This is a genomic window from Nocardia sp. CA-151230 (assembly GCF_050942175.1).
Classification (GTDB): Bacteria; Actinomycetota; Actinomycetes; order Mycobacteriales; family Mycobacteriaceae; genus Nocardia.
On sequence record NZ_CP192061.1, the window covers coordinates 8,669,652 to 8,693,901 of the forward strand.

The following is a 24,250-nucleotide window of genomic DNA, read 5'->3' on the forward strand; positions in this document are numbered from 1 at the left end:
GCATGGGGACTCGACCGCGACCGCCGAAGGCGTACGGTGCGGGAAAGAGAATCGCCCGCATGGAATTCGGGCGCTGGGCCTCAGCCGTTGGCCGGGCAGCATCCAGACATGGACCGTGCTCCTTCGACTAGCGCTTGCGGGGTCCGCGTGGACGCCGCCTGGTCGTCACCCGGGGCACCCCACCGCCGCGCGAGGGTTGCCGATCAGCGAGCCGGGGCTCGAACATGCTGATACTCGTGACCGTGGGCAGAACGGTAGCCGCGGCCACCCCGCGCTGACACCATTCGAATCACCCTGATGCCAACGACCCGACCGCACCGAGGAGAGGAAAGCCCTTGCCACCCCTGCAAATTGCCGTCTGCGGCCCCAGTACCTGTACCGACACCGAGTCCACGGCCGCGCGCGAGGTGGGCCGACTGCTGGCCGCGGCGGGTGCGACCGTGCTGTGCGGCGGCGGCTCGGGTGTGATGGCCGCCGTCGCCGAGGGCGCCTCCGGCGCAGGCGGACTCGTCCTCGGCATCCGCCCCGACACGGACCGTGACGCGGCCTGCCCCGGCCTGTCCGCGGCGATCTACACGAATCTGGGCGAGGCCCGCAATGCCATCCTGGTGGCATCGGCCGACGCGGTCATCGTCATCGGCGGCTCGTGGGGCACCCTGTCCGAGCTGGCATTGGCCAACCACCGCGGCATCCCCGTCGTATCACTGCACAGCTGGCAGGTACGCGACGCCGACGGCCACGCGGTCGACGCCTCGATCCCCGCCCTCGACCCCTCGCACGCCGTGGCGCTCGCCCTCGCCCCGCCGATCTATCCGTGAACGCCTGGACCGCGGTCGGCCGGTGCGCCGAGAACGGTTGCGAGTCAACCGGTTACGGGGCGAGGTGGGCGGCCAGCCAACCCGGGAACTCGGTCAGATCGCCGAGCACCACATCCGCGCCCGCGGCCGAGAGTTCCTCGGCCGCATAGGGCCCGGTGGTCACCGCCACCGACACCGCTTCGGCCACCTTGGCCGCCCGCACATCGCCGAGATGGTCCCCCACATAGATCGAGGCCCCACGCTCTCGCAGCACCTCGCCCTTCTCCTCCGCCCAGGCCCCGCCGACCAATTCGTCGACCGCCAGCCCGAGATGATCGAGATGCAATTGCGCGTGCGGCCCGTTCTTCGCCGTGATCACCAGCACCCGCCCACCGGCCCGATGCACCGCCGCCAGCGCGTCGACCACCCCCGGCAGATGCTCCGCCGCATGCACCGCCAGATCCGGATACAACTCCCGGTACATCGCGACGATCCCAGGCACCTCGTGCTCCGGAAACCACTGCGCCGCCTCGTGCGCCAGCGGCGGCCCGAGCCGCGACACCACCAACTCCGAATCGATCGCCACCCCGGTCCTGGCGGCCACCGCATCCCACACCGCCGCAATCCCCGGCCGCGAATCGATCAGCGTCATATCCAGGTCGAACCCGACCACCAGCCCACCGGCGACTGCACCCGAACGATCAACACGCACCCCCAGACCCTACGACCCGCCCCGCCCCACCCGACCACGGCCACCGTCGCACCCACTCAGGACCGTGCGGCTCGACACCCACCGGCCGCGCCGGCGCACCGGTGCAGCCCGGCCGCCGAGGAGGTCCGCACCACTCGCGCTCGCCCGGGCTGCGGCATTCATGGGATCCGGCAGGGCCGTGACGACCTGGGCCGCACGCTCGCCCGGGCGGAAATTCGCGGGCGTGTCCGTCGCGCCCCGAATTAGGCTCGGGCGCATGCCGAGTAATCAGGGAACGCTTTTCTGTGGGACGGAGCTGGCGGCGCGGATCGAGCGGGTCGAAGCGGAGCTCATCGCCAAGGGCAGTGCGGCAGCCGCGGACCGGGCGGGAGTCGATGCGGGGTTCGTACTACCGGTGGCGGGCGGGGTGGCATCCTTCGCCGAGGACGGGTCGCCGCTGAACAAGGTGGCCGGGCTCGGGTTCGCGGGGATACCCGAGGCGTCGGAACTCGACGAGATCGAGCGGTTGTTCGCGGCACGGAAGACGCCGGTGCAGGCCGAGATCTCGCAGCTCGGCGATCCGGGTGTCGGCGAACTCCTCACCGCGCGCGGGTATCTACTGGTGTCGTTCGAGAACGTGCTCGGGCTGGAGCTCGGCGGCGAGCGTGCTGCGGTGGTCGCCGATGGTGTCGATGTGAAGCCCAGCGGCGAGGACGAGTTCGACACCTGGCTCGAGGTGGTCGCGGAGGGTTTCGCGCATCCCGATACCCAGGGTGTGGCGTCGCACGAGGAATTTCCGGCCGATGTCATCGCCCGGGCCATGCGGGATCTCGCCGGGGCGGCGGGGGTGCGGCGGTATCTCGCCCGGCGTGACGGGCGGGTCGCGGGCGGGGCGAGCCTGCGCATGTCCCAGGGCGTCGCCCAACTGACCGGCGCGGCAACCGATCCCCCGCATCGGCGGCACGGTGTGCAGTCGTCGCTGCTGTCGGTGCGCCTCGCCGAGGCGACCGCGGCGGGCTGCGATATCGCGGTGGTGACCACCCAGCCCGGCTCGAAGTCCCAGCAGAACGTGCAACGGCTGGGCTTCGGGCTGCTCTACACACGGGCAATCCTGGTCAAGCCCTGATCGGACCGGTCACTCCCGGATCAACCCGGCAGCCGGTGTGCGGCAATCGGTTTCAGGTGTTCGCGCAGCAGGTCGCCATCGTCGCCGAAGAGCTGGGCGTCGGTATCGACGGCGGTCTGCACACCCTGGCTCACCAGTTCCCGTCCGGCGGAGGCCAGTTCGATGCGCAGGACGCGGGCGTCGGCCGGATCGGCGCGGCGGAGGAGCAGGCCGCGCTCCTCCAACCCCCGAATCACCTTGGACGCCATCATCCGATCCGAACCGGACATGTCGGCCACCTGCTGCTGGGTCGGCAGCTCGCCCTCCCGGCTCAGCCAGCCCGCCGAGGCCAGCAGGTTGAACTGGGTGGGGGTGAGGCCGAGCGGGCGTAGATTGCGCTCCAGCGTCGCCCGCCACTCCAGCGCGGCGTGGTGCAACCAGAAGCCCGGACTCATCAGCGGTCCCCGCGGCACGCCACGCGCCTGCCGCGAAGTTTCCGGCGTCCGCCCCGATGATGTTTCCGGGGCCCGCCCCGATGATTCAGCCACGCCGTAGCGCCTCCTGCTCCAGTGCCGCGAAGGTCAGCGGCATGTCCGCGCGCATGGCCTTCTCCCAGACGAGTTTGAACAAGGGCCCGAACAACCCGTGCACCTCGACATTCTCGGCCACCCGCACGGTGCCGTCGCCGAGGGCCTCGTAGGTGCGGTGGCCGCGCAGCTTCCCGAACGGGATGCCCGCCTCACTGGTCCACGACTGTCCCGGCTCCACGGCCACGATGGTGAACGGCCCCGCCGGCGCCCCCTTCGGCTTGACCCATCCGGTGGTCCCGGCCGCGAACTCGCCATCGATGCGGGACTTCTCCTCGTGCGGGTCCCACTCCGACCAGCGGGCCACATCGGTGGCGACCGCCCAGATCTTGTCGATGTCGCCGGTGATCACGGCCTCTTCGGTGAACGAGTACATCATGACTGCCATCTCCCCTCGGGAATTCTGTTGTTGCGACAACAGTAACCGTAGTCGCGACAACAATCAACCCCTTCGGTCGTTCGGCAGCCGCACCCGACAACGGGGCCCGATGACGGACGGCATCGACATGCCGCCGCCACCGGGCCCCGGTCACCCCCTACGAGGCGAGGGCGTAGCCCAGCGGGCGCGTGGTGAACGTGCCCCGGCCCTGTGTGCGACTGCGCAAACGGGTTGCGTAGCCGAACAATTCGGCCAGCGGCACCGTGGCCGTCACCACCACGACGCCGGGGCGGGCGACCGAACCGGTGACCCGGCCGCGCCGGGCGGCGAGGTCACCGAGCACCGCGCCGACATGGGCCTCCGGCACGGTCACTGTCAGCTCCACCAGCGGCTCGAGCACCGCCATGGTGCTGGCGCGCAGGGCTTCCCGCAGCCCCAGGCGGCCCGCGGTGCGGAACGCCAGCTCCGACGAATCCTTCGAATGCGTCGCGCCATCGGTGAGCGTGACCCGGACCCCGGTGACCGGATGACCCGCGAGCGGACCCTCCGAAAGGGCGTCCCGGCAGCCGGCCTCCACCGCGCGGACGAACTCGGCCGGCACCCGGCCACCGAACACCGTCGACTCGAACTCGAATCCCGTTGCCCCGGGCTCGGATTCACGCAGTGGCTGCACATCGAGCACGATGTGCGCCCACTGCCCGGCCCCGCCGTCCTGCTTGGCGTGCCGGTAGGTCAGGTCCCGGACGCCGCGCACCACGGTCTCCCGGTACGCCACCTGCGGCCTGCCCACGGTCACGCCGAGCCCGCGGTCGCGGCGCAGCTTCTCCACCACGACCTCGAGGTGCAGTTCGCCCAGTCCGGCCAGCAGGGTCTGCCCGGTCTCCGGGTCGGTCCGCACCGTCAGGGACGGGTCCTCCTCGGCCACCCGGGCCAGGGCCACCGCCAGCTTCTCGGAGTCTGCGCTGGTCCGCGCCTCGACCGCCACCGACACCACCGGCTCGGCGGGAGCCGGTGGTTCCAGCAGCACCGGGGCGTCCGGTGCGCACACGGTCGCGCCGACCCGCACGGCCTTCGGGCCGACCAGCGCGACGATGTCGCCCGCCACCGCGGCCTCGACCTCCGCGTGCCGGTCCGCCTGCACCCGCAGGATGCGCGCGACCCGCTCGCGACGACCACCGCCCACGTCCAGCACGGTGTCGCCCTTCCGCAGGACGCCCGAGTAGACGCGCACGAACGTGAGCCGCCCGGTCGGGGTGGCATGCACCTTGAAGGCCAGTGCCGCACAGGGTTCCGCCGGATCGGCGGCGCGCACGGCGTCACCGGCCCCGACCGCGGGCCGGTCCAGCGGCGACGGCAGATACGCGACCACGGCGTCGAGCAGCGGCTCGATGCCGATATCGCGGTAGGCCGCGCCGCACAGCACCGGAACCACCGCGCCGCCGAGGGTGAGCTCCCGCAACGCGGCGGTCAGGGTCTCGGCGGACAGGCCGGAGCGCTCGACGAACTCCTCCAGCGCCGCCGAATTCCGCTCCGCCACCGCCTCTTCCAGTTCCCGTCGGCGTTGCGCCACCTCGTCCGCAAGGCGATCCGGAACCGGGCCCGTCACGAGGCCGTTCTCCCACGTGAGGGCACGCAGGCGAACCAGATCCACCACGCCGGTGAACGAGTCGCCGCTGTACACAGGCAGCTGGACGAGCACCGGAATCGGATGCAGCCGTTCGCGAATCGAGGCGACCGCGGCCGTCAGGTCGGCTCCGGCGCGATCCATCTTGTTGACGAACGCGATCCGGGGCACGCCGTAGCGGTCGGCGCGCCGCCACACCGATTCGCTCTGCGGCTCCACCCCCGCCACGGCGTCGAAAACCGCCACCGCGCCGTCCAATACCCGCAGGGATCGCTCGACCTCATCGGAGAAGTCGACGTGCCCCGGGGTGTCGATGACGCTGAGCCGGTGCCCGGCCCACTCGCAGCTCACGGCCGCCGCGAAGATGGTGATGCCCCGATCCCGTTCCTGTGGATCGAAATCGGTGACGGTGGTGCCGTCGTGCACCTCGCCGCGCTTGTGGGTGATCCCGGTGAGAAACAGCATCCGCTCGGTCACCGTGGTCTTCCCGGCATCCACATGCGCGAGAATCCCGAGATTACGAACGATTGCCAAAGTTTGTCGAGAAATATTGGTACGCACGGTTATACGTCCTTCGTGCTGATCCGGAACAGAACAGCGCGATTCCCCCGGACCGGGCAGACGCCCAGGGGGTACTCAGTACCGGCCGCGCAGCCGGCACCGAGCCGGCGAAGACACCAGGATCACCTCGAAGCGTGGGCGGGCCACGACGACATCGCGATGAACGCGCATGAACGGCCCCTTCCTGCTCTCGAGTTCGGCGGAACTTCCCGTTCCGCCGTGAGACCGTAACAATGCAACGTTTCCGGTGTCGCGTGAATTTCCCAGGGGCCCAGTCGAGCTGGGTCGGCGCTACATCGACAGGTGCCCGACATGGATCACGGCCAGATTCGCGACAACCAGGACCGGGAAGGCGATCGCGGCCGTCCGATGTCCCAGCTGCCAGAGCCCGGCGGCCGCGCCGCCGAACACCACGACCTTGGTGGCCACCGCCGCCACGGGGATCGAGAAACTCGACTGCGGTGCGGCGAACATGCCCCACAGCACCATGGCGGCCAGGGCGACGCCGCCACCGAGCAGCACCTTGGCGACCCGGCCGCGACCGGTGCGCACGCCCCAGTACGCCAGCGCGCCGACGGCGACGAGTTCCAGCACGAAGGCGAGGGTCAGATTGACGGCGGTCCAGGCAGTGGTGATCATGTCTACTCCGAGATCAGTGCTCTCCATTGAGACCAATGATCGCTCAACCGCGGGCACCGAGTCAAGAGCAGTGCTCTCGCTTTGTGATCGGATGCGGAAATGCCAAGGGCCCCGGCAGAGTACCGCGGGCACATTGGAGCGCGAGCTACCGCAGGACAGCGAGGTCGTCGTCACCGAAGGGTGTAGCCCGGCCCGCGAGCGACAAATAGAGCGCCGCACCTCGTCGCCCCGGCCCACCGAATTATGCGCCGGCCGAGAAATGCCCAGAAAACGCAGAAGGCCCCCAGCTGATGCTGGGGGCCTTCGCGAAGGATGTTCCGGCGGTGTCCTACTCTCCCACACCCTGTCGAGTGCAGTACCATCGGCGCAGGTGGCCTTAGCTTCCGGGTTCGGAATGGGACCGGGCGTTTCCCCACCGCTATAGCCGCCGTAACTCTATGAAACTGTCACACAGAGAGCCAGGGCGCGAATCCCGTTGCCGGGCCTCGGTTCCTGTCTTCTCAGTGATCTGTGTGTTGTTTCAGATACTGCACAGTGGACGCGTAGCTTCTTTGTTGGTAAGTCCTCGGCCTATTAGTACCAGTCACCTACATCTGTTACCAGACTTCCAGTTCTGGCCTATCAACCCAATGGTCTGTTGGGGGCCTTACCCCCTCGAGGGGGTGAGAAACCTCATCTTGGAACAGGCTTCCCGCTTAGATGCTTTCAGCGGTTATCCCTTCCGAACGTGGCCAACCAGCCGTGCTCCTGGCGGAACAACTGGCACACCAGAGGTTCGTCCGTCCCGGTCCTCTCGTACTAGGGACAGCCTTCCTCAAGTTTCTAACGCGCGCGGCGGATAGAGACCGAACTGTCTCACGACGTTCTAAACCCAGCTCGCGTGCCGCTTTAATGGGCGAACAGCCCAACCCTTGGGACCTACTCCAGCCCCAGGATGCGACGAGCCGACATCGAGGTGCCAAACCATCCCGTCGATATGGACTCTTGGGGAAGATCAGCCTGTTATCCCCGGGGTACCTTTTATCCGTTGAGCGACACCGCTTCCACTTGCCGGTGCCGGATCACTAGTCCCGACTTTCGTCCCTGCTCGACCTGTCGGTCTCACAGTCAAGCTCCCTTGTGCACTTGCACTCAACACCTGATTGCCAACCAGGCTGAGGGAACCTTTGGGCGCCTCCGTTACATTTTGGGAGGCAACCGCCCCAGTTAAACTACCCACCAGGCACTGTCCCTGAACCCGATCAGGGTCCGAGGTTAGAGGTCCAATACGATCAGAGTGGTATTTCAACGATGACTCCACGAATACTGGCGTACCCGCTTCACAGTCTCCCACCTATCCTACACAAACCGTACCGAACACCAATACCAAGCTATAGTGAAGGTCCCGGGGTCTTTTCGTCCTGCCGCGCGTAACGAGCATCTTTACTCGTACTGCAATTTCGCCGAGTCTGTGGTTGAGACAGCTGAGAAGTCGTTACGCCATTCGTGCAGGTCGGAACTTACCCGACAAGGAATTTCGCTACCTTAGGATGGTTATAGTTACCACCGCCGTTTACCGGGGCTTAAATTCTCAGCTTCGCTCCGAAGAGCTAACCGGTCCTCTTAACCTTCCGGCACCGGGCAGGCGTCAGTCCGTATACATCGTCTTACGACTTCGCACGGACCTGTGTTTTTAGTAAACAGTCGCTTCTCACTGGTCTCTGCGACCCAACCCAGCTCCCACCGCAAGGGTGTTCACCAGACCGGGCCCTCCTTCTCCCGAAGTTACGGAGGTATTTTGCCGAGTTCCTTAACCACAGTTATCTCGATCGCCTTAGTATTCTCTACCTGACCACCTGTGTCGGTTTGGGGTACGGGCCGTGTACCAACTCACTAGAGGCTTTTCTCGGCAGCATAGGATCACTGAATTCGCCTCAATCGGCTACGCATCACCTCTCAGGCTCATGTCCGGCGGATTTGCCTACCAGACGCCCTACAGGCTTACACCAGGTATTCCATCACCTGGCCCAGCTACCTTCCTGCGTCACCCCATCGCTTGACTACTACACCCAGGGTCCCGTGCAGCAATTCTCCCTCTCGCCCGAAGGCTTGATAAGAGAACATTTGGACGGTTAGCACAGATGATTCGCCATTGGGCGCGGATACACGGGTACGGGAATATCAACCCGTTGTCCATCGACTACGCCTGTCGGCCTCGCCTTAGGTCCCGACTCACCCTGGGCGGATTAACCTGGCCCAGGAACCCTTGGTCATTCGGCGGACGAGTTTCTCACTCGTCTTTCGCTACTCATGCCTGCATTCTCACTCGCGCAGCCTCCACGACTGGATCACTCCGCCGCTTCCCTGGCTACACGACGCTCCCCTACCCATCCAGACTCCTGGCTCGAAAGCGGGATAATGTCTGAATGCCGCGGCTTCGGCGGTGTACTTGAGCCCCGCTACATTGTCGGCGCAGAATCACTTGACCAGTGAGCTATTACGCACTCTTTCAAGGGTGGCTGCTTCTAAGCCAACCTCCTGGTTGTCTTCGCGACTCCACATCCTTTTCCACTTAGTACACGCTTAGGGGCCTTAGCCGGCGATCTGGGCTGTTTCCCTCTCGACTATGAAGCTTATCCCCCACAGTCTCACTGCCGCGCTCTCACTCACCGGCATTCGGAGTTTGGCTGACTTCGGTAAGCTTGTGGGCCCCCTAGGCCATCCAGTAGCTCTACCTCCGGCGAGAAACACGCGACGCTGCACCTAAATGCATTTCGGGGAGAACCAGCTATCACGGAGTTTGATTGGCCTTTCACCCCTACCCACAGCTCATCCCCTCAGTTTTCAACCTAAGTGGGTTCGGGCCTCCACGACGTCTTACCGTCGCTTCACCCTGGCCATGGGTAGATCACTCCGCTTCGGGTCCATAGTGTGCGACTACAACGCCCTATTCGGACTCGCTTTCGCTACGGCTCCCCCACACGGGTTAACCTTGCCACACACCGATGACTCGCAGGCTCATTCTTCAAAAGGCACGCCATCACCTTTAACAGCTCTGACGGATTGTAAGCGCACGGTTTCAGGTACTATTTCACTCCCCTCCCGGGGTACTTTTCACCTTTCCCTCACGGTACTAGTCCGCTATCGGTCACCAGGTAGTATTCAGGCTTATCGGGTGGTCCCGACAGATTCACAGCAGATTTCACGGGCCCGCTGCTACTCGGGAGCACTACACGACAGAGAACACGTTTTCGTCTACCGGACTCTCACCGTCTACGGTTGGCCGTCCCAGACCAATTCGACTAACGCGATCTTTTCTGACTGTCGCCTGCTTCGGCAGAAACAGGAAGTAATGTCCCACGACCCCGCATGGACAACGCCTGCCGGCTATCACATCCACACGGTTTAGCCTCTTCCGCTTTCGCTCGCCACTACTCACGGAATCACATGTTGTTTTCTCTTCCTGTGGGTACTGAGATGTTTCACTTCCCCACGTTCCCTCCACACACCCTATATATTCAGGTGCGGGTGACACGACATCACTCGTGCCGGGTTTCCCCATTCGGAAATCCTCGGATCTCAGCTCGTTTGACAGCTCCCCGAGGCTTATCGCAGCCTACTACGTCCTTCATCGGCTCCTGGTGCCAAGGCATCCACCGTACGCTCTTACACACTTACTAACAAAGATGCTCGCGTCCACTGTGCAGTTCTCAAACAACACACAAAACCTTCTCGCTACTGCGGCACCAGCCAGAGAATCTCTGCGGTATGACCGCGAAGAAGATTTCGTCGTTTTTTGCCTGGAAAGAACGTCTGTTCTTTCAGGACCCAACAGTGTGTCGATATATCTTCTCGGCCGGCCACATGGGACCGACACCGATGAGAAGAGGTTGTCAGCGTTCCACCCATGAGCTTCCGCGGTCCCACGATTGGGGACTCAAACGGTCTCTGACACAACCCGATTCGACTCTTCGAATGGTTTGTGTAGAAGTGCTCCTTAGAAAGGAGGTGATCCAGCCGCACCTTCCGGTACGGCTACCTTGTTACGACTTCGTCCCAATCGCCAATCCCACCTTCGACGGCTCCCTCCACAAGGGTTAGGCCACCGGCTTCGGGTGTTACCGACTTTCATGACGTGACGGGCGGTGTGTACAAGGCCCGGGAACGTATTCACCGCAGCGTTGCTGATCTGCGATTACTAGCGACTCCAACTTCACGGGGTCGAGTTGCAGACCCCGATCCGAACTGAGACCGGCTTTAAGGGATTCGCTCCACCTCGCGGTATCGCAGCCCTCTGTACCGGCCATTGTAGCATGTGTGAAGCCCTGGACATAAGGGGCATGATGACTTGACGTCGTCCCCACCTTCCTCCGAGTTGACCCCGGCAGTCTCTCACGAGTCCCCGCCATTACGCGCTGGCAACATAAGATAAGGGTTGCGCTCGTTGCGGGACTTAACCCAACATCTCACGACACGAGCTGACGACAGCCATGCACCACCTGTACACCGACCACAAGGGGGGCCATATCTCTATGGCTTTCCGGTGTATGTCAAACCCAGGTAAGGTTCTTCGCGTTGCATCGAATTAATCCACATGCTCCGCCGCTTGTGCGGGCCCCCGTCAATTCCTTTGAGTTTTAGCCTTGCGGCCGTACTCCCCAGGCGGGGTACTTAATGCGTTAGCTACGGCACGGATCCCGTGGAAGGAAACCCACACCTAGTACCCACCGTTTACGGCGTGGACTACCAGGGTATCTAATCCTGTTCGCTACCCACGCTTTCGCTTCTCAGCGTCAGTTACTGCCCAGAGACCCGCCTTCGCCACCGGTGTTCCTCCTGATATCTGCGCATTTCACCGCTACACCAGGAATTCCAGTCTCCCCTGCAGTACTCTAGTCTGCCCGTATCGACTGCAAGCTTGCAGTTGAGCTGCAAGTTTTCACAATCGACGCGACAGACCGCCTACAAGCTCTTTACGCCCAGTAATTCCGGACAACGCTCGCACCCTACGTATTACCGCGGCTGCTGGCACGTAGTTGGCCGGTGCTTCTTCTACAGGTACCGTCACTTGCGCTTCGTCCCTGTCAAAAGAGGTTTACAACCCGAAGGCCGTCATCCCTCACGCGGCGTCGCTGCATCAGGCTTGCGCCCATTGTGCAATATTCCCCACTGCTGCCTCCCGTAGGAGTCTGGGCCGTGTCTCAGTCCCAGTGTGGCCGGTCACCCTCTCAGGTCGGCTACCCGTCGTCGCCTTGGTGAGCCGTTACCTCACCAACAAGCTGATAGGCCGCGGGCCCATCTCGCACCAGTAAACCTTTCCAACCCGGACCATGCAGTCCAGGCTCATATCCGGTATTAGACCCAGTTTCCCAGGCTTATCCCAGAGTGCAAGGCAGATCACCCACGTGTTACTCACCCGTTCGCCGCTCGTGTACCCCGAAGGGCCTTACCGCTCGACTTGCATGTGTTAAGCACGCCGCTAGCGTTCGTCCTGAGCCAGGATCAAACTCTCCGTTGAAGACTCTAGAAACACCCGAAGGTGAATCAGAAGTATCTCGAACCAGAGTCCGAAAACCTAGCAAAAATAGCCGGCTGGAAATTAGCCGACTTAAATGTCCGACCCTCACACGGGGGGTGAGAATCGGAACCAAATTTCAAAATTTGGCACTGACATTCATCGACACACTATTGAGTTCTCAAAGAACACACGCACACACGATCTCCCGGGCTCTTAGTCCCGCTCGTTCGTGAGGCAACTTTTACAGCTTAGCTCAGCCTTCTCAGCGAAACCAAATCCGCTGGTCAGGTGAAGCTAGTGTGATCATCAGGCGCTCCTCGTCCAACCTCGTTTCCCAGGCCCTTGGGGCTCCGGGTCGGTGTCCGTGTCGCTCTGACCTGGAATAAGTTACGTGTTGCTACGAACAGAAGTCAAATCGGCTGGTCAGAGCGGCAATTCACGCAATTCGCACACTCGCACTCTTGCGACCGGTGGTCGGGTGGACGACCTTGGTGGTGTGTACGTCTGCGATTGGTCGATTACGAGTTCTGTTGTCGACGAGTTCGCGGAACGGGTTCCCGGCCATAAAGAAACCGACTGGCGTGTTAGTTGGCTGCCGGGCCGATTGCTCACCCGCACCCAGGCGCTGGCCGCCATCGAATTGGCCGAACTCCTCTTCGACCCCGCCCGCCCCGCGGGCGCCGACATCCACGCCACCATCGCCGCGACCGCCGAACAGCTCGGCGTGCGGCCCATCGATGTGGCCGTCACCCTCTCGGCACGACACCCCAACCGCTGACCCCGCCGCCGTCCGGCCGCTCCGTCCACCCGTCGGTGGGCCCGGATACGCCGTGCGGACGATTCCCGCCGGAAGCCCTCCGCCCACGGGTGGAAATCCTTTGACACGCACCGGGAACGGGCCGAAATTGGGGCTGTGACAGGGGTAATCACACATCCCGAACCGTCCGGAACCGACTGGTCACGATGGTTGCGGGGGCCGACCGACCAACCACGCTGGGCCCGGCCCGCACTCCTGGGCATCGCCGTCACGGCCGGGGTCCTCTACGCCTGGGGCATCGGCTCGCAGACACCACACCTCTACTACTCGGCCGCCGCCCGCTCGATGAGCATGAGCGGGCACAACTTCTTCTACGCGGCCTTCGACCCGGACGCGACCATCAGCATCGACAAACTGCCGGGCGCGATCTGGATCCAGGCGCTGTCGGTCCGGGTATTCGGGCCGCACACCTGGGCTTATCTCCTGCCGCAGGTCATCGAGGGCGTGCTCACTGTGCTCGTGCTCTACCGCGCCGTGCGGCGACTGTCCGGTCCGTACTCGGCCCTCGTCGCGGCCGCGGTCGCCGCCCTGGCGCCGGCGGTGGTCGCACTCGATCGCGGCAATATCTCCGACACCCTGCTGATCCTGCTGCTCGTGCTGGCCGCGGATCAGGGGGCGGCCGTGATCGTGTCGGGGCGGGTGCGGAATCTGGTGTGGTGCGGACTGTGCATCGGCCTCGCCTTCCAGGCGAAGATGGTGCAGGCCTGGCTGATCGTCCCGGTCCTGGCGGCGGCGCTGCTGCTCGCCGCGCCGAGAACCGAACTGCGGCCACGCATCACGGGTCTGGCCTGGTTCGGTGCGACCGCGCTGGCGGTGTCGCTGAGCTGGATGACCGTGGTCAGCCTGGTGCCCGCCGGGCGCCGGCCGTACGCGGACGGCAGCCACCACAACTCTCTGTTCGAGCAGGTCTTCGTCTACAACGCGGCCAGCCGCACCAATGACGGATTCAGTGTGGGGTCGGCCAACTTCACCACCGGTGGCCGGCGCTCGGGATACCGCGCGGAGCTGGTACTCGGGCCGGACAGCCGATTCGACCATCTCTTCGGGGGCGGCGGCGGTCGCGAGACCGGGTGGTTGATTCCGCTCGCGCTGCTCTGCCTGATCGCCCTGGCCTGGGCGGCCCGGCGGCGGCCACGCACCGACCGCGAGACCGCGGCGCTGGTGCTGTGGGGCGGCTGGCTAGCGGTCCACCTGGCGATCTTCCTGGTGATCGGGACGGTGAACCCCTACTACCTGGCGGTGCTCGCACCCGCGATCGGGGCTCTGATCGGCATGGGGGCCAAGTCCTACCGGCAGGTCGATGACCGCCGGGTGCGCGGGCTCGGGATGGTCGCGGTGGCCGCGACCGCCGGCTACGGCTGGTGGCTGTCGGCGCCCGCGTCCGGGTGGGTGCGGACCGGGCCGGTGGTCCTCGCCGTGCTGCTGATCGTGGCCGCGCTGCTCGTTCGCGAATCATCGGCAACCGCACTGCTACTGGTTGCGGCGCTCGCCACGCCCACGGCGGCCGCGGTGTCGGTGGTCGCGGACGGCTACGGACCGCTCGATACTCCCTATGAATCGGCACAGGCCCGGCAGGTCACGCGCGGGTTCATGGCCTCCGCCCTCACCTCGGCCCGGGAACTCGACGCACAGCTCGCGAAGATGCCCGGCCACGTGAAATATCCGCTGGTCACGTACACCTCCGCACTGGGCTCGCCGTTCATTCTGTCCAGCGGCAGGCAGGTGCCGACCATCGGCGGCTTCACCGGCGCGGCCCCGGTGCCGACCACCGCCGAGATCGTCCGCATGGTCAATGACGGCGAGGTCGGCCTGGTGCTGCTGACTCCCGCGGATGACGACCGCTTGGTCTGGATTCGGCAACACTGCCGCGCACTGCCCGGCGGCGGGGACAGCGCCGCCGTCCTCGCCTACACCTGCGCCCGTCCCTGACACGAATCGGAAACGGTCCCGAATCAGAGTGCGGCACTTAGCATCTCTCACCATGCAGGACATCAGCGGGCTGATCCACAAGATCAAGCACGGCCTCGACACCCAGGTGAGCCTTGCGCGGCTGCGGCGCAACCGCACGCTCGCGGACGCCGCAGCCGGACGCATCGTCCTGATCACCGGGGCCTCCTCCGGTATCGGACGGATCGCCGCCACGAAACTCGGCGCGGCCGGCGCCACCGTTCTCCTGGTCGCGCGCCGCGCCGGTGAGCTCGAACAGGCCGTCGCCGAGATCGGGGCCGAGGGCGGGAAGGCGGTCGCATACCCCTGCGACCTCAATGACTTCGACGCCCTCGACGCCATGGCCGCGAAGGTCCTGGCCGACCACGGTCACGTGGACATCCTCGTGAACAATGCCGGCCGCTCCATCCGCCGCACCCTCGACCAGTCCTACGACCGCTTCCACGACTACGAGCGGACCATGCGGCTCAACTACTTCGCGGCCGTCCGCCTCATCCTCGCGCTGGCGCCCGCCATGCGCGACCGCCACGACGGGCAGATCATCAACATCCTGTCGCTGGCCAACCTCTACGGCGGCCCAGGCTACGGGGCATACGTCGCGTCCAAGGCGGCGCTCGACTCGCTGAGCACCAGCCTGCAAGCCGAAACCCACACCGAGAACGTGCGTTTCACCTCGATCTATCTCCCCCTGGTCCGCACCCCCATGATCGCGCCCAACGCGCTCTACCGGAACGCCACCGCCCTCACACCCGACGAAGGCGGGCAGATCATCTGCGACGCCATCATCGACCGGCCGCGGCGACTCGCCCCTGTTCTGGGACGAGTCACCGCCCTCATCGACAGTGTGCTGCCGGACCGCGCTGACGGCATCCGCAGCGCCCGCTTCCAGCAGGGCATGTGAGCCGGGGGTCGGCGTCACGCTGATCGGCGGCCCCACCGGGCGGCCAGCGCCAGCATCCATACACTCCACAGCACGTATCCGGCGAAATTGACCTGCTGCGCGCCCGGCACCTGCCACGGCGCCGCCACGCCTACCAGAATCAGGGCCGCGGACACCGTGCCGAGCACGGCGAACCAACGCGGGAATCCGTTGCGACGCAGAGCGAATGCCACCAGTACCGTCCACGTGGCAGTCAATGAGTAGCCCAGCGTCTCCCCCAGAGCCGAGCCCAGCAGCCGATTCCAGAGCTCGTATTCGGTTGCCGCGGAAGAGTTTCCGGAAGCCGCCCGGGAAGCGAGCCCCGGTACCAGCAGCGGCCAGCGCAGCAGGCCGATCGCCTGAACCACACCCGCCGCCACACCGGCCCGCACCGCCCAGCGCATCCGTGCAGACGCATCCCCGCGGCCGATCGACACCACGATCGGAATCAACAGCAGAGCACCGCACGCCAGCAGCGAGAACCAGGCGACCACGGCGGATTCGTGCGCCCGGAACAAGGCCAGCACCTCCGCACTCGGCCGCGACAGCACCCGCGGATAGTCGAAAGCCGCACCCAGACCGGTGAATCCGGCATTCATCACGACCACAGCCACTACGACCAGCAGCCGCACCGGCCACGGTCCCCGCAGCCCGGCCGGCCGGGTCGAGGAACTCACCGGCGTCGGTCCCGCCAAAGTCACCGGGGTCTGCGCCGACGACTCAGAGGGCGGCCCCGCCAACGAATCCGGAGGCTGCCCTGCCTTCGGTGTCAGGAGCTTCCCCTCCGGGGGCCGAGCGCCTGGAGAAACTGGCGCGGGCACCGGAACATGGCCGGGTGCATCGACATTCGCCGGGATCGACGCACCGCGACCGGGAGATGCGGAATCACGTATCGAGGACATCGGACCGTCCCCTACCGTGTCGCCGCGGGCTGCGCCCGCCGGCCGCCGGGCATGCCGTCGATGGTCGCGCGCAGCGTGACCTCCAGCGGCGTGGGGTCCAGGGCGAAGCAGGCGGTCGCGTCCGATGAGTCCAGAACGAAGGGGCGGTCGAACTGGTAGCGCAGTTCCCGCATTTCGCGGGCGTCGGGGACGAAGAGGCCGATCGCCCAGAGCAGGCCCGCGGGCATGCGGCCGACGCGGGCGGGCGGCGCGCCGGCCACCGACGCGGTCAGGTCGGCCAGGGCGCGGACCGACAGGGGTGGCGGGGTCGGGACGTGCCAGGCTCGGCCCCAGGCGGTTTCGTCATCCGCGACGGCGATCAGCAGGCGGGCCACGTCCTCGGTGGCGGTCCAGCTGTGCGGGGCGTCCGGGTCGGCCGGGACCAGGGCGCGCTTGCCCGCGAGCACCGCGGGCAGCACCAGCACACTGAAGGCCGAGGTCGCGTTCGGGCCGAGGTAGTCCGAGCCGCGCACCTCGGCGGTGCGGATGCGACCGGCCCGGTGCGCGGCGAGCTGCTCGGACCACATGTCCGCGCGCACCCGGCCCTTCATGGAATTCGGGCGCAACGGATGCGATTCGGTGACCGGACCGTCGAATTCGCCGTAGCCGTAGAGATTTCCGACGGTGATCAGGGCTGCGCCGGAAAGCTCGGCGGCGGTCAGGACGGCCCGATGCAGGGGTGGGAAGTCCTGCGGCCAGCGGTGATACGAGGGCTGGGCGCACTGGTACAGGGTGGTGGCGTCCGCACAGTGGGTGAGCAGGGCTGCCGGGTCGGCGGCGTCGGCGGCGATGCGCTCGATATTCGGGTGGTCGGGGCCGGAGCCGCTACGGGTGACGATGCGGACATGGTCACCTCGGGCGGCGAGCAGTCGCGCGGTGGCCGTGCCCACCGGACCCGCTCCGATGACGACGTGCAGGGACATGGGGTCCTCGATCCTGTCGGATGTGGATGAGTCGAGAACACTGTTCTCGACTATCGACGGTAGAAGTGCACACCGTTTCCAGTCAAGAACACTGTTCTCTCAGTCGCCTGCCGTTCTCCGAACAGTTGCCTGTTCTCTACACTGCGGATATGTCCGCCGGATCCCTGCGCGCCCGCGTCCGCACCGAAATGATCGAGGAGATCAAGACCACCGCGCGCAAGCGGCTGGCCACCGACGGCGCGAACCTGTCCCTGCGCGGCGTCGCCCGCGACATGGGAATCGTGGCCTCCGCGCTCTACCGCTACTTCCCCAGCCGCGACGACCTGCTGACCGCCCTCATCCTGGACAGCTACCGATCCCTGGGCGCGGCCGCCACCGTGGCCCAGGCCGCCGCGCCCGCGAACAACGAACGCGCACAATGGCTTTCGGTGTGCGCATCGGTCCGGGACTGGGCCGTCGCCAACCCCACCGAATACGGACTCCTCTACGGCAGCCCCATCCCCGGCTACGACGCCCCAGAGGACACCGTCGGCCCCGCCGCCACGGTCGTCATGCTGCTCGCCGGTATCGCCGCCCACGCCGCGACCGCCGACCGCCTCCACCCCGCGCCCCTGCCCACTCCCCTCCCCGCCCCGGTGCGCGCGGACCTGCGCACCCTCATCGAACAGCAGTCGTCCGACCTCCCCGAAGAAGTCCTCGACCGCGTATTCTTGGCCTGGACACAGCTTTTCGGCCTGGTCACCTTCGAGATCTTCGGCCGCCTCGACGGCACCATCGAAGCCGTCGCCGACTACTTCGCCCACCACATGAGCCTCATGGCCGACCTCGTCGGCCTCCCCACCGAAAGCTGATCCCACACAAGCGAATCGGCCTGTGCGCCACCATCACACGCCTGGGCCGATCGGTATTCCCCTTCCGATACCTTCCCCATACATGGCCGAGGGCCCGGCCACCGTCAGGTGGCCGGGCCCTCGTTCTTCAGATGTGTTGCCGGAAGGCAGGACTCAGAAGTCCATGCCGCCCATGCCGCCGGTCGGGTCGCCCGCGGGGGCGGCCTTCTCCGGCTTGTCGGCGACGACGGCCTCGGTGGTCAGGAACAGGGCCGCGATGGAGGCCGCGTTCTGCAGGGCCGAGCGGGTGACCTTGACCGGGTCGGCAACGCCGGCGTCCAGCAGGTCGACGTACTCGCCGGACTCGGCGTTCAGGCCGTGGCCCGCCGGGAGGTTCGAGACCTTCTCGGCGACAACGCCCGGCTCCAGGCCGGCGTTGAAGGCGATCTGCTTCAGCGGGGCGGACAGCGCGACGCGGACGATGTTCGCGCCGGTGGCCTCGTCACCCGACAGGGACAGGGCGTCCAGGGCCGGAGCGGCCTGCAGCAGCGCCACGCCACCACCGGCGACGATGCCCTCCTCGACGGCAGCCTTCGCGTTGCGGACGGCGTCCTCGATGCGGTGCTTGCGCTCCTTGAGCTCGACCTCGGTCGCGGCGCCGGCCTTGATCACGGCAACACCGCCGGCCAGCTTGGCCAGGCGCTCCTGCAGCTTCTCACGGTCGTAGTCCGAGTCCGAGTTCTCGATCTCGGTGCGGATCTGCGCGACGCGGCCCTTGATGGCCTCCGGGTCGCCCGCGCCCTCGACGATGGTGGTCTCGTCCTTGGTGATGACGACCTTGCGGGCGGTGCCCAGCAGCTCCAGACCGGCGGTCTCGAGGGAGAGGCCGACCTCTTCGCTGATGACCTCGCCACCGGTCAGGATGGCGATGTCGGCCAGCATGGCCTTGCGGCGGTCACCGAAGCCCGGGGCCTTGACGGCGATGGACTTGAAGGTGCCACGGATCTTGTTGACGACCAGGGTCGACAGGGCCTCGCCCTCGACGTCCTCGGCGATGATCAGCAGCGGCTTGCCGGCCTGGATGACCTTCTCCAGCAGCGGCAGCAGGTCCTTGACGGTCGAGATCTTCGAGCCGACGAGCAGGATGTACGGGTCCTCGAGGACCGCTTCCTGACGCTCCGGGTCGGTCACGAAGTAACCCGAGATGTAGCCCTTGTCGAAGCGCATGCCCTCGGTCAGCTCCAGCTGGAGGCCGAAGGTGTTGCTCTCCTCGACGGTGATGACGCCTTCCTTGCCGACCTTGTCCATGGCCTCGGCGATCAGCTCACCGATGGACGAGTCGCCCGCCGAGATACCGGCGGTGGCAGCGATCTGCTCCTTGGTCTCGACCTCCTTGGCGGTGTCGAGCAGCTTGGCGGTGACGGCCTCGACGGCCTTCTCGATGCCGCGCTTCAGGCCGAGCGGGTTGGCGCCGGCGGCCACGTTGCGCAGGCCCTCACGGACCAGCGCCTGGGCCAGCACGGTGGCGGTGGTGGTGCCGTCACCCGCGACGTCGTCGGTCTTCTTCGCAACTTCCTTGACGAGCTCCGCGCCGATCTTCTCGTACGGGTCCTCGAGCTCGATTTCCTTGGCGATGGAGACACCGTCGTTGGTGATGGTGGGGGCGCCCCACTTCTTCTCCAGCACCACGTTGCGGCCCTTGGGGCCCAGGGTCACCTTGACAGCGTCGGCGAGGCTGTTCAGGCCGCGCTCGAGTCCGCGGCGAGCCTCTTCGTCGTACGCAATTGTCTTGGCCATTGCGTTGAGATCCTCCAGATCAGGGGATTGGCATGATCTGGTCAGGTTCGGTGCCCGCGACGGACGACCCGGCTCATTTGGTCAAATACAGCCCGGTCTCACCGTTTCCGACCTAGCACTCGCAGGTGCGGAGTGCCAAATCCCTTTTTAGCACTCGCCCCAGACGAGTGCAAGGTTGGGGAGATGGCCGCACGAGTCCTCTCGGCGGCCCGGATCCCATGAGGACTACGAGAAGTGGGAGCGGTCGTCTACGCGCAGCAGCAGGGCGATCAGGGCGTCGGTACGACGTTCCTCCGGAGTCCGCGGCTCGCCGTGCTCGACGGTGACGAGCTCGGCATCTTGGAGGAGGAGTTCGGCTTCGATTCGCATGATGGCCCGGATGAACGGCGGTGCGACCTCGGGTGGGAGGTCTCCGTTCACGATGTAGCCGCCGTCCGGCGTGTCCTCGGTGGAGACATAACTGAGCGCGCGCAGCAGATCGGCGCGCTTTTCCCCCGCAACTAGGTCGGAACCCTCGTCGCCCGGCATTCCACAATCGTATCTGCCGCATCATGCACACCAGAGGACCCGGTGACGCGGGGATCATCGCGAGCCCTACATCACCAGGTCGGCAGCATGGTGCAGTGACACGCCGACTACTGCGTGTCGGGCGCGGGACCCGTGACGCCGGGCACCGGCAGCGAGCTCAGCAGGCCCGCGATATCGGCCTGCACCGAGTCCTTGTCCAGACCCAGGCCGGACAGGATGCCGGCGCCGTTCTCCTGGTCCAGCAGGGCGAGCAGCAGGTGCTCGGTGCCGATGTAGTTGTGACCCAGCCGCAAGGCCTCGCGGAAGGTCAGCTCCAGCGCCTTGCGGGCCTGCGCGTCGAACGGGATGAGCGCGGGCACCGGTTCGCCGGTGGCGGCGGGGAGGGCGGCCGTGGCCACCCGGCGGACGGCGTCGGCCGAGACGCCCTTGGCCTCGATGACCTTCACCGCGAGGGATTCCGGCTCGGCGAGCAGGCCCAGGATGAGGTGTTCGGGACGGGTTTCGAGATTGCCGACGGCCCGGGCCTCCTCCTGGGCGGCCATCACCACGTGGCGGGCGCGCTGCGTGAAACGGGCGAACCCGGCATTGGGGTCGAGGGCGGCGGCCTGGCCCGGGTCGGCGGGAGCCTTGGGAACGAAGCGCTTCTGAGCGGCCTGCTTGGTCACGCCCATGCTCTGGCCGATATCGGTCCAGGACGCGCCGGAGCGGCGGGCCTGGTCGACGAAGTGGCCGATCAGATGGTCGGCCACCTCGCCGATGTGGTTGCCGAGGACCACGGCGTCGGAGAGCTGCTCGAGGACGTCGTCGGGACGGGCCTTCTTGATGCCGTCGATCAGATCGTCGAGGCGGATGGAGTTCGTCATGCGTCAACTCTAGGTTGACCACGCCGCAATGGTCAACCTATGGTTGACGAAGTCCGGGCGTGGGCTCAGAGCTTCGCCGCCCGGCCCACGGCCCGCACGATCTGCTCCTTGATCCATGCCGCCTTGCGACCGGTCAGCACCGTGCGGCCATTCGAGTCGTCGGCGTGCATGAACTGGACGACACCGTCGCGACGACCGAGGCTGATGCAGGTCAGCACGAAGCGGACCCGATAGGGCGCCGGCGTCTTCCCGTGCACCCGGGCGGCCACCGCCGCACCGATGTACTTGCCCGCCGGCTGCGCGGCCTGGCAGGACATCCGCGCCTCGCGGCCGTTGTGCCCGAGCATGACCGCCGCGTCACCGACCGCGTACACATCCGGGATGCCCCGCACCTGCAACCGCTCGTCGACCAGGACGCGGTCGCGCGCGTCCACCGGCAGGCCGGAGCGGGCCGCCACCTCCGGCACGGTGAAACCCGTTGTCCAGAGCACGGTTTCGGCGGCGATGTGCTCGCCGTCGACCAGCTCGAGTCCGGCCGCGGTCACCGCCGCCACCTTGGCGACGTGCACGCGGACGCCGAGGCGGTCCAGGACGGCGCGAATGTGCGCGGCCGCCTTGGGGATCAGCCAGCTTCCCGGTTCGTCGGCGCTCACCAGCAGGACCTCGAGGTCGGGCCGGGATTCGGCGAGTTCGGTGGCGGTCTCGATGCCCGTGGGGCCGCCACCCACCACGGCGACCCGGCCGGTGAGCGGCGCGGGGATCCGGCGCACATCCTCGGAAGTCGCCACGGTGTGGGCGAATTCGGTGGCGCCGGGCACCATTCCGAGGTCGGCACGGCTGCCGAGAGCGTAGATCAGCGAGTCGTATTCGACGACTCCGCCGGAAGCCAGTTCGACGCGACGGGCCGCGGTGTCGATACGTTCCGCGCGGCCGGCGACGAACTCGATTCCCTTGGCCTCCAGAGTCTTCCGCAGTTCCCACCGCGGCACGTCCTGACCGGCGGCGACCTGGTGCAGCCGCACCCGGTCGACGAATTCGGTGTGCAGGTCGATCACGGTGACCCGCGCGCCCTTCGCCTGCACGGCCTGCTGTGCCGCTGCCAGCCCCGCATAACCCGCGCCCAGTACGACGATTCGATGCTGCCCGGTCATGAGAGTGCTCCTTACCCGGCCCCCGCTCGGTGGCCGACACCCTCTAGACCGGACAGTCCCGTGATCCCTGACAGATTCCGGGTGTGTCCTGCGTCACCCGCGAATTCGCGGTGCGGAAATAGCGGTTATCCAGCGGTTTCTGTGAGCCGTCGCTCGGCACGCGCGAGATAGGCCAGCTTGTCCGGGTTCACCACGAGCTGGAGCGAGGCGATCGCAGGGCCGTCGAAGTCGGCGGACACGGTGCCGATCACGGTCCCCGCCAGCCGGGCCACGAACGCCGGCGCGGCATTGACCTCCTCGACCGCGAAGGTCGGGCCCGGCATCCTGGTGAACAGACCCACCAGGTAGCGGGCCACGTTCGCGGCGCCGACGATCGGCCGCTTGGCCGCATGGACCTTCGCGCCGCCATCGGCGACGGCCACGATATCGGCGGTGAACATGGCCTCGAGCGCGGCCAGATCACCGGATTTCGCTGCGCTGAGGAACTTTTCGACCAGTTCGCGCGCGTGCGCCGGAGCGGGTTCGAAGCGCGGGCGCTCCTCGTGCACCCGGTGGGAGGCGCGGCGGTACACCTGCTGTGAATTGGCCTCGGTGAGTTCGAGCATGTCGGCGATCTCGCGATGCGCGTAGCCGAAGGCCTCGCGCAGGACGAAGACGGCGCGCTCGGTGGGGCTGAGCCGTTCCGCCAGCGTCAGGAAGGCGATCGACACCAGCTCCCGCTGTTCCGCCGATTCCAGCGGACCGAGTTCGCCGTGCCCGGTCGGGACCGGTTCGGGCAGCCAGGGGCCGACATAGGTCTCGCGGCGGGCGCGAGCCGAATCCAGCCAGGTGCGGCAGAGATTCACCAGGATGGTGGTCAACCAGGCCTCGGCGGAGCGGATTCCGGCGCGATCGGTGCCGTCCCAGCGCAGGTAGGTCTCCTGCACGGCGTCCTCGGCCTCGGCGGCGGAGCCGAGCATCCGGTAGGCGAGCGCGAACAGGCGCGGCCGATGCCGTTCGAATTCGGCCAGCCCGTTCGCGTCCATCAGTGCCCCAGTTCTCGTCGCACGCAATCGTTTGAGGACGATACGCCTGCCACCGCGGGCCACGACGGTGACCACCCGCCACCGGTGCGGTCCGCGCCCGATGAGGTAACCGGCCGCCCGACCGAGAATCGGCGTGAAACTACTTGGGCGCCACCCGGATCGCCACCGCGACCGGCGTATTCGCATACGTCGAGGCCAGGCACGCCAGCTTGGCGGTACCCAGCGCCACGTTCGGGCTGCCGTCCAGGAACGACCCCGGATTCGCGGCCAGGACCTGGTCGATCACCTGCTTCTCGGCATCCTCGGTGAGGTCGCGGAAGTCACCGCAGGTGGTCTGGGCGCCGGCGGGCGCGGCCGTCTTCTTGGCCGCGGTGGCGCTGGTGGGCGCCTCCGCGGGCGGTTGCACCGGGGCCGCGGCGGTGGTGGTGGAAGCGCCCGCGCTGGTGATTCTGGCCGCAGTGGTGGTCCCGGCCTGCTTCAGGCCGTTCGCATCACTGGATTTGTCCGAACCACAGCCGGCGAGGGTCAACGCCATCGCACCGGCGGCGAGGGCGACGATCGAAAGACGCTTCATACCCTGCTTTCCGAACTTTCCCGAGAGTGCCGGCACCGGACCGGCCCGGCGCTCG

General features: G+C 66.5%; 19 protein-coding genes, 3 rRNA genes and 1 riboswitch. Of the genes, 6 read left to right on the forward strand and 16 right to left on the reverse strand.

Annotated elements, in window-relative coordinates; all coding sequences use genetic code 11:
- Positions 1-125 precede the first annotated feature (125 nt).
- Positions 126-242, reverse strand: a riboswitch (SAM riboswitch).
- A 93-nt stretch (positions 243-335) separates the two neighbouring features.
- Positions 336-818, forward strand: coding sequence for an LOG family protein (locus ACQP1O_RS40625; protein ID WP_433563560.1), 483 nt, complete (start codon positions 336-338; stop codon positions 816-818).
- 52 nt (positions 819-870) lie between these two features.
- Here the strand turns inward: ACQP1O_RS40625 and ACQP1O_RS40630 are convergent, their stop codons facing one another.
- On the reverse strand, positions 871-1,509 hold the full coding sequence (locus tag ACQP1O_RS40630) for an HAD family hydrolase (protein WP_433563561.1): 639 nt from the start codon (positions 1,507-1,509) through the stop codon (positions 871-873).
- Positions 1,510-1,765: 256 nt separating this feature from the next.
- Between ACQP1O_RS40630 and ACQP1O_RS40635 the strand changes: the two genes are divergently transcribed.
- Complete coding sequence (locus tag ACQP1O_RS40635; RefSeq protein WP_433563562.1) at positions 1,766-2,614, forward strand: GNAT family N-acetyltransferase; 849 nt, start codon at positions 1,766-1,768, stop codon at positions 2,612-2,614.
- 20 nt (positions 2,615-2,634) lie between these two features.
- Here the strand turns inward: ACQP1O_RS40635 and ACQP1O_RS40640 are convergent, their stop codons facing one another.
- The 7 genes from ACQP1O_RS40640 to ACQP1O_RS40670 all read right to left on the reverse strand — a co-directional run bounded on the left by ACQP1O_RS40640 (position 2,635) and on the right by ACQP1O_RS40670 (position 11,880).
- Positions 2,635-3,048 (reverse strand): MarR family winged helix-turn-helix transcriptional regulator, encoded by a 414-nt coding sequence (locus ACQP1O_RS40640; RefSeq protein ID WP_433563563.1) that lies wholly within the window; start codon positions 3,046-3,048, stop codon positions 2,635-2,637.
- An 85-nt stretch (positions 3,049-3,133) separates the two neighbouring features.
- On the reverse strand, positions 3,134-3,559 hold the full coding sequence (locus ACQP1O_RS40645) for an SRPBCC family protein (protein WP_357006344.1): 426 nt from the start codon (positions 3,557-3,559) through the stop codon (positions 3,134-3,136).
- Positions 3,560-3,716: 157 nt separating this feature from the next.
- The gene (fusA, locus tag ACQP1O_RS40650; RefSeq protein ID WP_433563564.1) at positions 3,717-5,717 is read right to left on the reverse strand and encodes an elongation factor G; all 2,001 of its coding nucleotides are present in this window, start codon (positions 5,715-5,717) and stop codon (positions 3,717-3,719) included.
- Between the two features lie 318 nt (positions 5,718-6,035).
- The gene (locus tag ACQP1O_RS40655; protein ID WP_433563565.1) at positions 6,036-6,383 is read right to left on the reverse strand and encodes a YrdB family protein; all 348 of its coding nucleotides are present in this window, start codon (positions 6,381-6,383) and stop codon (positions 6,036-6,038) included.
- A 315-nt stretch (positions 6,384-6,698) separates the two neighbouring features.
- Positions 6,699-6,815 (reverse strand): 5S ribosomal RNA (rrf, locus tag ACQP1O_RS40660).
- A 121-nt stretch (positions 6,816-6,936) separates the two neighbouring features.
- Positions 6,937-10,042: ribosomal RNA gene (locus ACQP1O_RS40665) — 23S ribosomal RNA — on the reverse strand.
- 321 nt (positions 10,043-10,363) lie between these two features.
- Positions 10,364-11,880 (reverse strand): 16S ribosomal RNA (locus tag ACQP1O_RS40670).
- Together the 16S, 23S and 5S rRNA genes form the textbook arrangement of a ribosomal RNA operon.
- Positions 11,881-12,484: 604 nt before the next feature.
- Between ACQP1O_RS40670 and ACQP1O_RS40675 the strand changes: the two genes are divergently transcribed.
- From ACQP1O_RS40675 to ACQP1O_RS40685, 3 genes are all read left to right on the forward strand, one after another.
- Entirely contained in the window at positions 12,485-12,658 is a 174-nt protein-coding gene (locus ACQP1O_RS40675; RefSeq protein WP_433563566.1) for a hypothetical protein, read from the forward strand.
- A 135-nt stretch (positions 12,659-12,793) separates the two neighbouring features.
- On the forward strand, positions 12,794-14,626 hold the full coding sequence (locus ACQP1O_RS40680; protein WP_433563567.1) for an ArnT family glycosyltransferase: 1,833 nt from the start codon (positions 12,794-12,796) through the stop codon (positions 14,624-14,626).
- A gap of 52 nt (positions 14,627-14,678) precedes the next feature.
- The gene (locus ACQP1O_RS40685; protein ID WP_433563568.1) at positions 14,679-15,545 is read left to right on the forward strand and encodes an SDR family NAD(P)-dependent oxidoreductase; all 867 of its coding nucleotides are present in this window, start codon (positions 14,679-14,681) and stop codon (positions 15,543-15,545) included.
- A 14-nt stretch (positions 15,546-15,559) separates the two neighbouring features.
- On the opposite strand, the gene ACQP1O_RS40690 is transcribed toward ACQP1O_RS40685, so the two are convergent.
- Positions 15,560-16,240 (reverse strand): DUF4386 domain-containing protein, encoded by a 681-nt coding sequence (locus tag ACQP1O_RS40690; RefSeq protein WP_433563569.1) that lies wholly within the window; start codon positions 16,238-16,240, stop codon positions 15,560-15,562.
- Positions 16,241-16,476: 236 nt separating this feature from the next.
- Positions 16,477-17,427, reverse strand: coding sequence for an NAD-dependent epimerase/dehydratase family protein (locus ACQP1O_RS40695; RefSeq protein ID WP_433563570.1), 951 nt, complete (start codon positions 17,425-17,427; stop codon positions 16,477-16,479).
- 149 nt (positions 17,428-17,576) lie between these two features.
- Between ACQP1O_RS40695 and ACQP1O_RS40700 the strand changes: the two genes are divergently transcribed.
- Entirely contained in the window at positions 17,577-18,278 is a 702-nt protein-coding gene (locus ACQP1O_RS40700) for a TetR/AcrR family transcriptional regulator (protein WP_433563571.1), read from the forward strand.
- 153 nt (positions 18,279-18,431) lie between these two features.
- Here the strand turns inward: ACQP1O_RS40700 and groL are convergent, their stop codons facing one another.
- The 6 genes from groL to ACQP1O_RS40730 all read right to left on the reverse strand — a co-directional run bounded on the left by groL (position 18,432) and on the right by ACQP1O_RS40730 (position 24,195).
- Complete coding sequence (gene groL, locus ACQP1O_RS40705; protein ID WP_433563572.1) at positions 18,432-20,054, reverse strand: chaperonin GroEL; 1,623 nt, start codon at positions 20,052-20,054, stop codon at positions 18,432-18,434.
- A 225-nt stretch (positions 20,055-20,279) separates the two neighbouring features.
- On the reverse strand, positions 20,280-20,582 hold the full coding sequence (locus ACQP1O_RS40710) for a hypothetical protein (protein WP_433563573.1): 303 nt from the start codon (positions 20,580-20,582) through the stop codon (positions 20,280-20,282).
- Positions 20,583-20,689: 107 nt separating this feature from the next.
- Complete coding sequence (locus ACQP1O_RS40715; protein ID WP_433563574.1) at positions 20,690-21,445, reverse strand: Clp protease N-terminal domain-containing protein; 756 nt, start codon at positions 21,443-21,445, stop codon at positions 20,690-20,692.
- Positions 21,446-21,510: 65 nt separating this feature from the next.
- Positions 21,511-22,596 (reverse strand): NAD(P)/FAD-dependent oxidoreductase, encoded by a 1,086-nt coding sequence (locus ACQP1O_RS40720; protein WP_433563575.1) that lies wholly within the window; start codon positions 22,594-22,596, stop codon positions 21,511-21,513.
- A gap of 125 nt (positions 22,597-22,721) precedes the next feature.
- Complete coding sequence (locus tag ACQP1O_RS40725) at positions 22,722-23,621, reverse strand: RNA polymerase sigma-70 factor (RefSeq protein WP_433563576.1); 900 nt, start codon at positions 23,619-23,621, stop codon at positions 22,722-22,724.
- Between the two features lie 139 nt (positions 23,622-23,760).
- Positions 23,761-24,195: a hypothetical protein gene (locus tag ACQP1O_RS40730; RefSeq protein ID WP_433563577.1), complete on the reverse strand. Its 435-nt coding sequence runs from the start codon at positions 24,193-24,195 to the stop codon at positions 23,761-23,763.
- Positions 24,196-24,250 lie beyond the last annotated feature (55 nt).

What these genes read in the sequence shown, in the direction of transcription:
- ACQP1O_RS40730 (WP_433563577.1), bottom strand. Translation starts at nt 24,195, where the DNA reads ATGAAGCGTCTTTCGATCGTCGCCCTCGCCGCCGGTGCGATGGCGTTG.
- ACQP1O_RS40700 (WP_433563571.1), top strand. Translation starts at nt 17,577, where the DNA reads ATGTCCGCCGGATCCCTGCGCGCCCGCGTCCGCACCGAAATGATCGAG.
- groL (WP_433563572.1), bottom strand. Translation starts at nt 20,054, where the DNA reads ATGGCCAAGACAATTGCGTACGACGAAGAGGCTCGCCGCGGACTCGAG.
- ACQP1O_RS40640 (WP_433563563.1), bottom strand. Translation starts at nt 3,048, where the DNA reads ATGAGTCCGGGCTTCTGGTTGCACCACGCCGCGCTGGAGTGGCGGGCG.
- ACQP1O_RS40645 (WP_357006344.1), bottom strand. Translation starts at nt 3,559, where the DNA reads ATGATGTACTCGTTCACCGAAGAGGCCGTGATCACCGGCGACATCGAC.
- ACQP1O_RS40685 (WP_433563568.1), top strand. Translation starts at nt 14,679, where the DNA reads ATGCAGGACATCAGCGGGCTGATCCACAAGATCAAGCACGGCCTCGAC.
- ACQP1O_RS40715 (WP_433563574.1), bottom strand. Translation starts at nt 21,445, where the DNA reads ATGACGAACTCCATCCGCCTCGACGATCTGATCGACGGCATCAAGAAG.
- ACQP1O_RS40725 (WP_433563576.1), bottom strand. Translation starts at nt 23,621, where the DNA reads ATGGACGCGAACGGGCTGGCCGAATTCGAACGGCATCGGCCGCGCCTG.
- ACQP1O_RS40695 (WP_433563570.1), bottom strand. Translation starts at nt 17,427, where the DNA reads ATGTCCCTGCACGTCGTCATCGGAGCGGGTCCGGTGGGCACGGCCACC.
- ACQP1O_RS40710 (WP_433563573.1), bottom strand. Translation starts at nt 20,582, where the DNA reads ATGCCGGGCGACGAGGGTTCCGACCTAGTTGCGGGGGAAAAGCGCGCC.
- ACQP1O_RS40720 (WP_433563575.1), bottom strand. Translation starts at nt 22,596, where the DNA reads ATGACCGGGCAGCATCGAATCGTCGTACTGGGCGCGGGTTATGCGGGG.
- ACQP1O_RS40655 (WP_433563565.1), bottom strand. Translation starts at nt 6,383, where the DNA reads ATGATCACCACTGCCTGGACCGCCGTCAATCTGACCCTCGCCTTCGTG.
- ACQP1O_RS40635 (WP_433563562.1), top strand. Translation starts at nt 1,766, where the DNA reads ATGCCGAGTAATCAGGGAACGCTTTTCTGTGGGACGGAGCTGGCGGCG.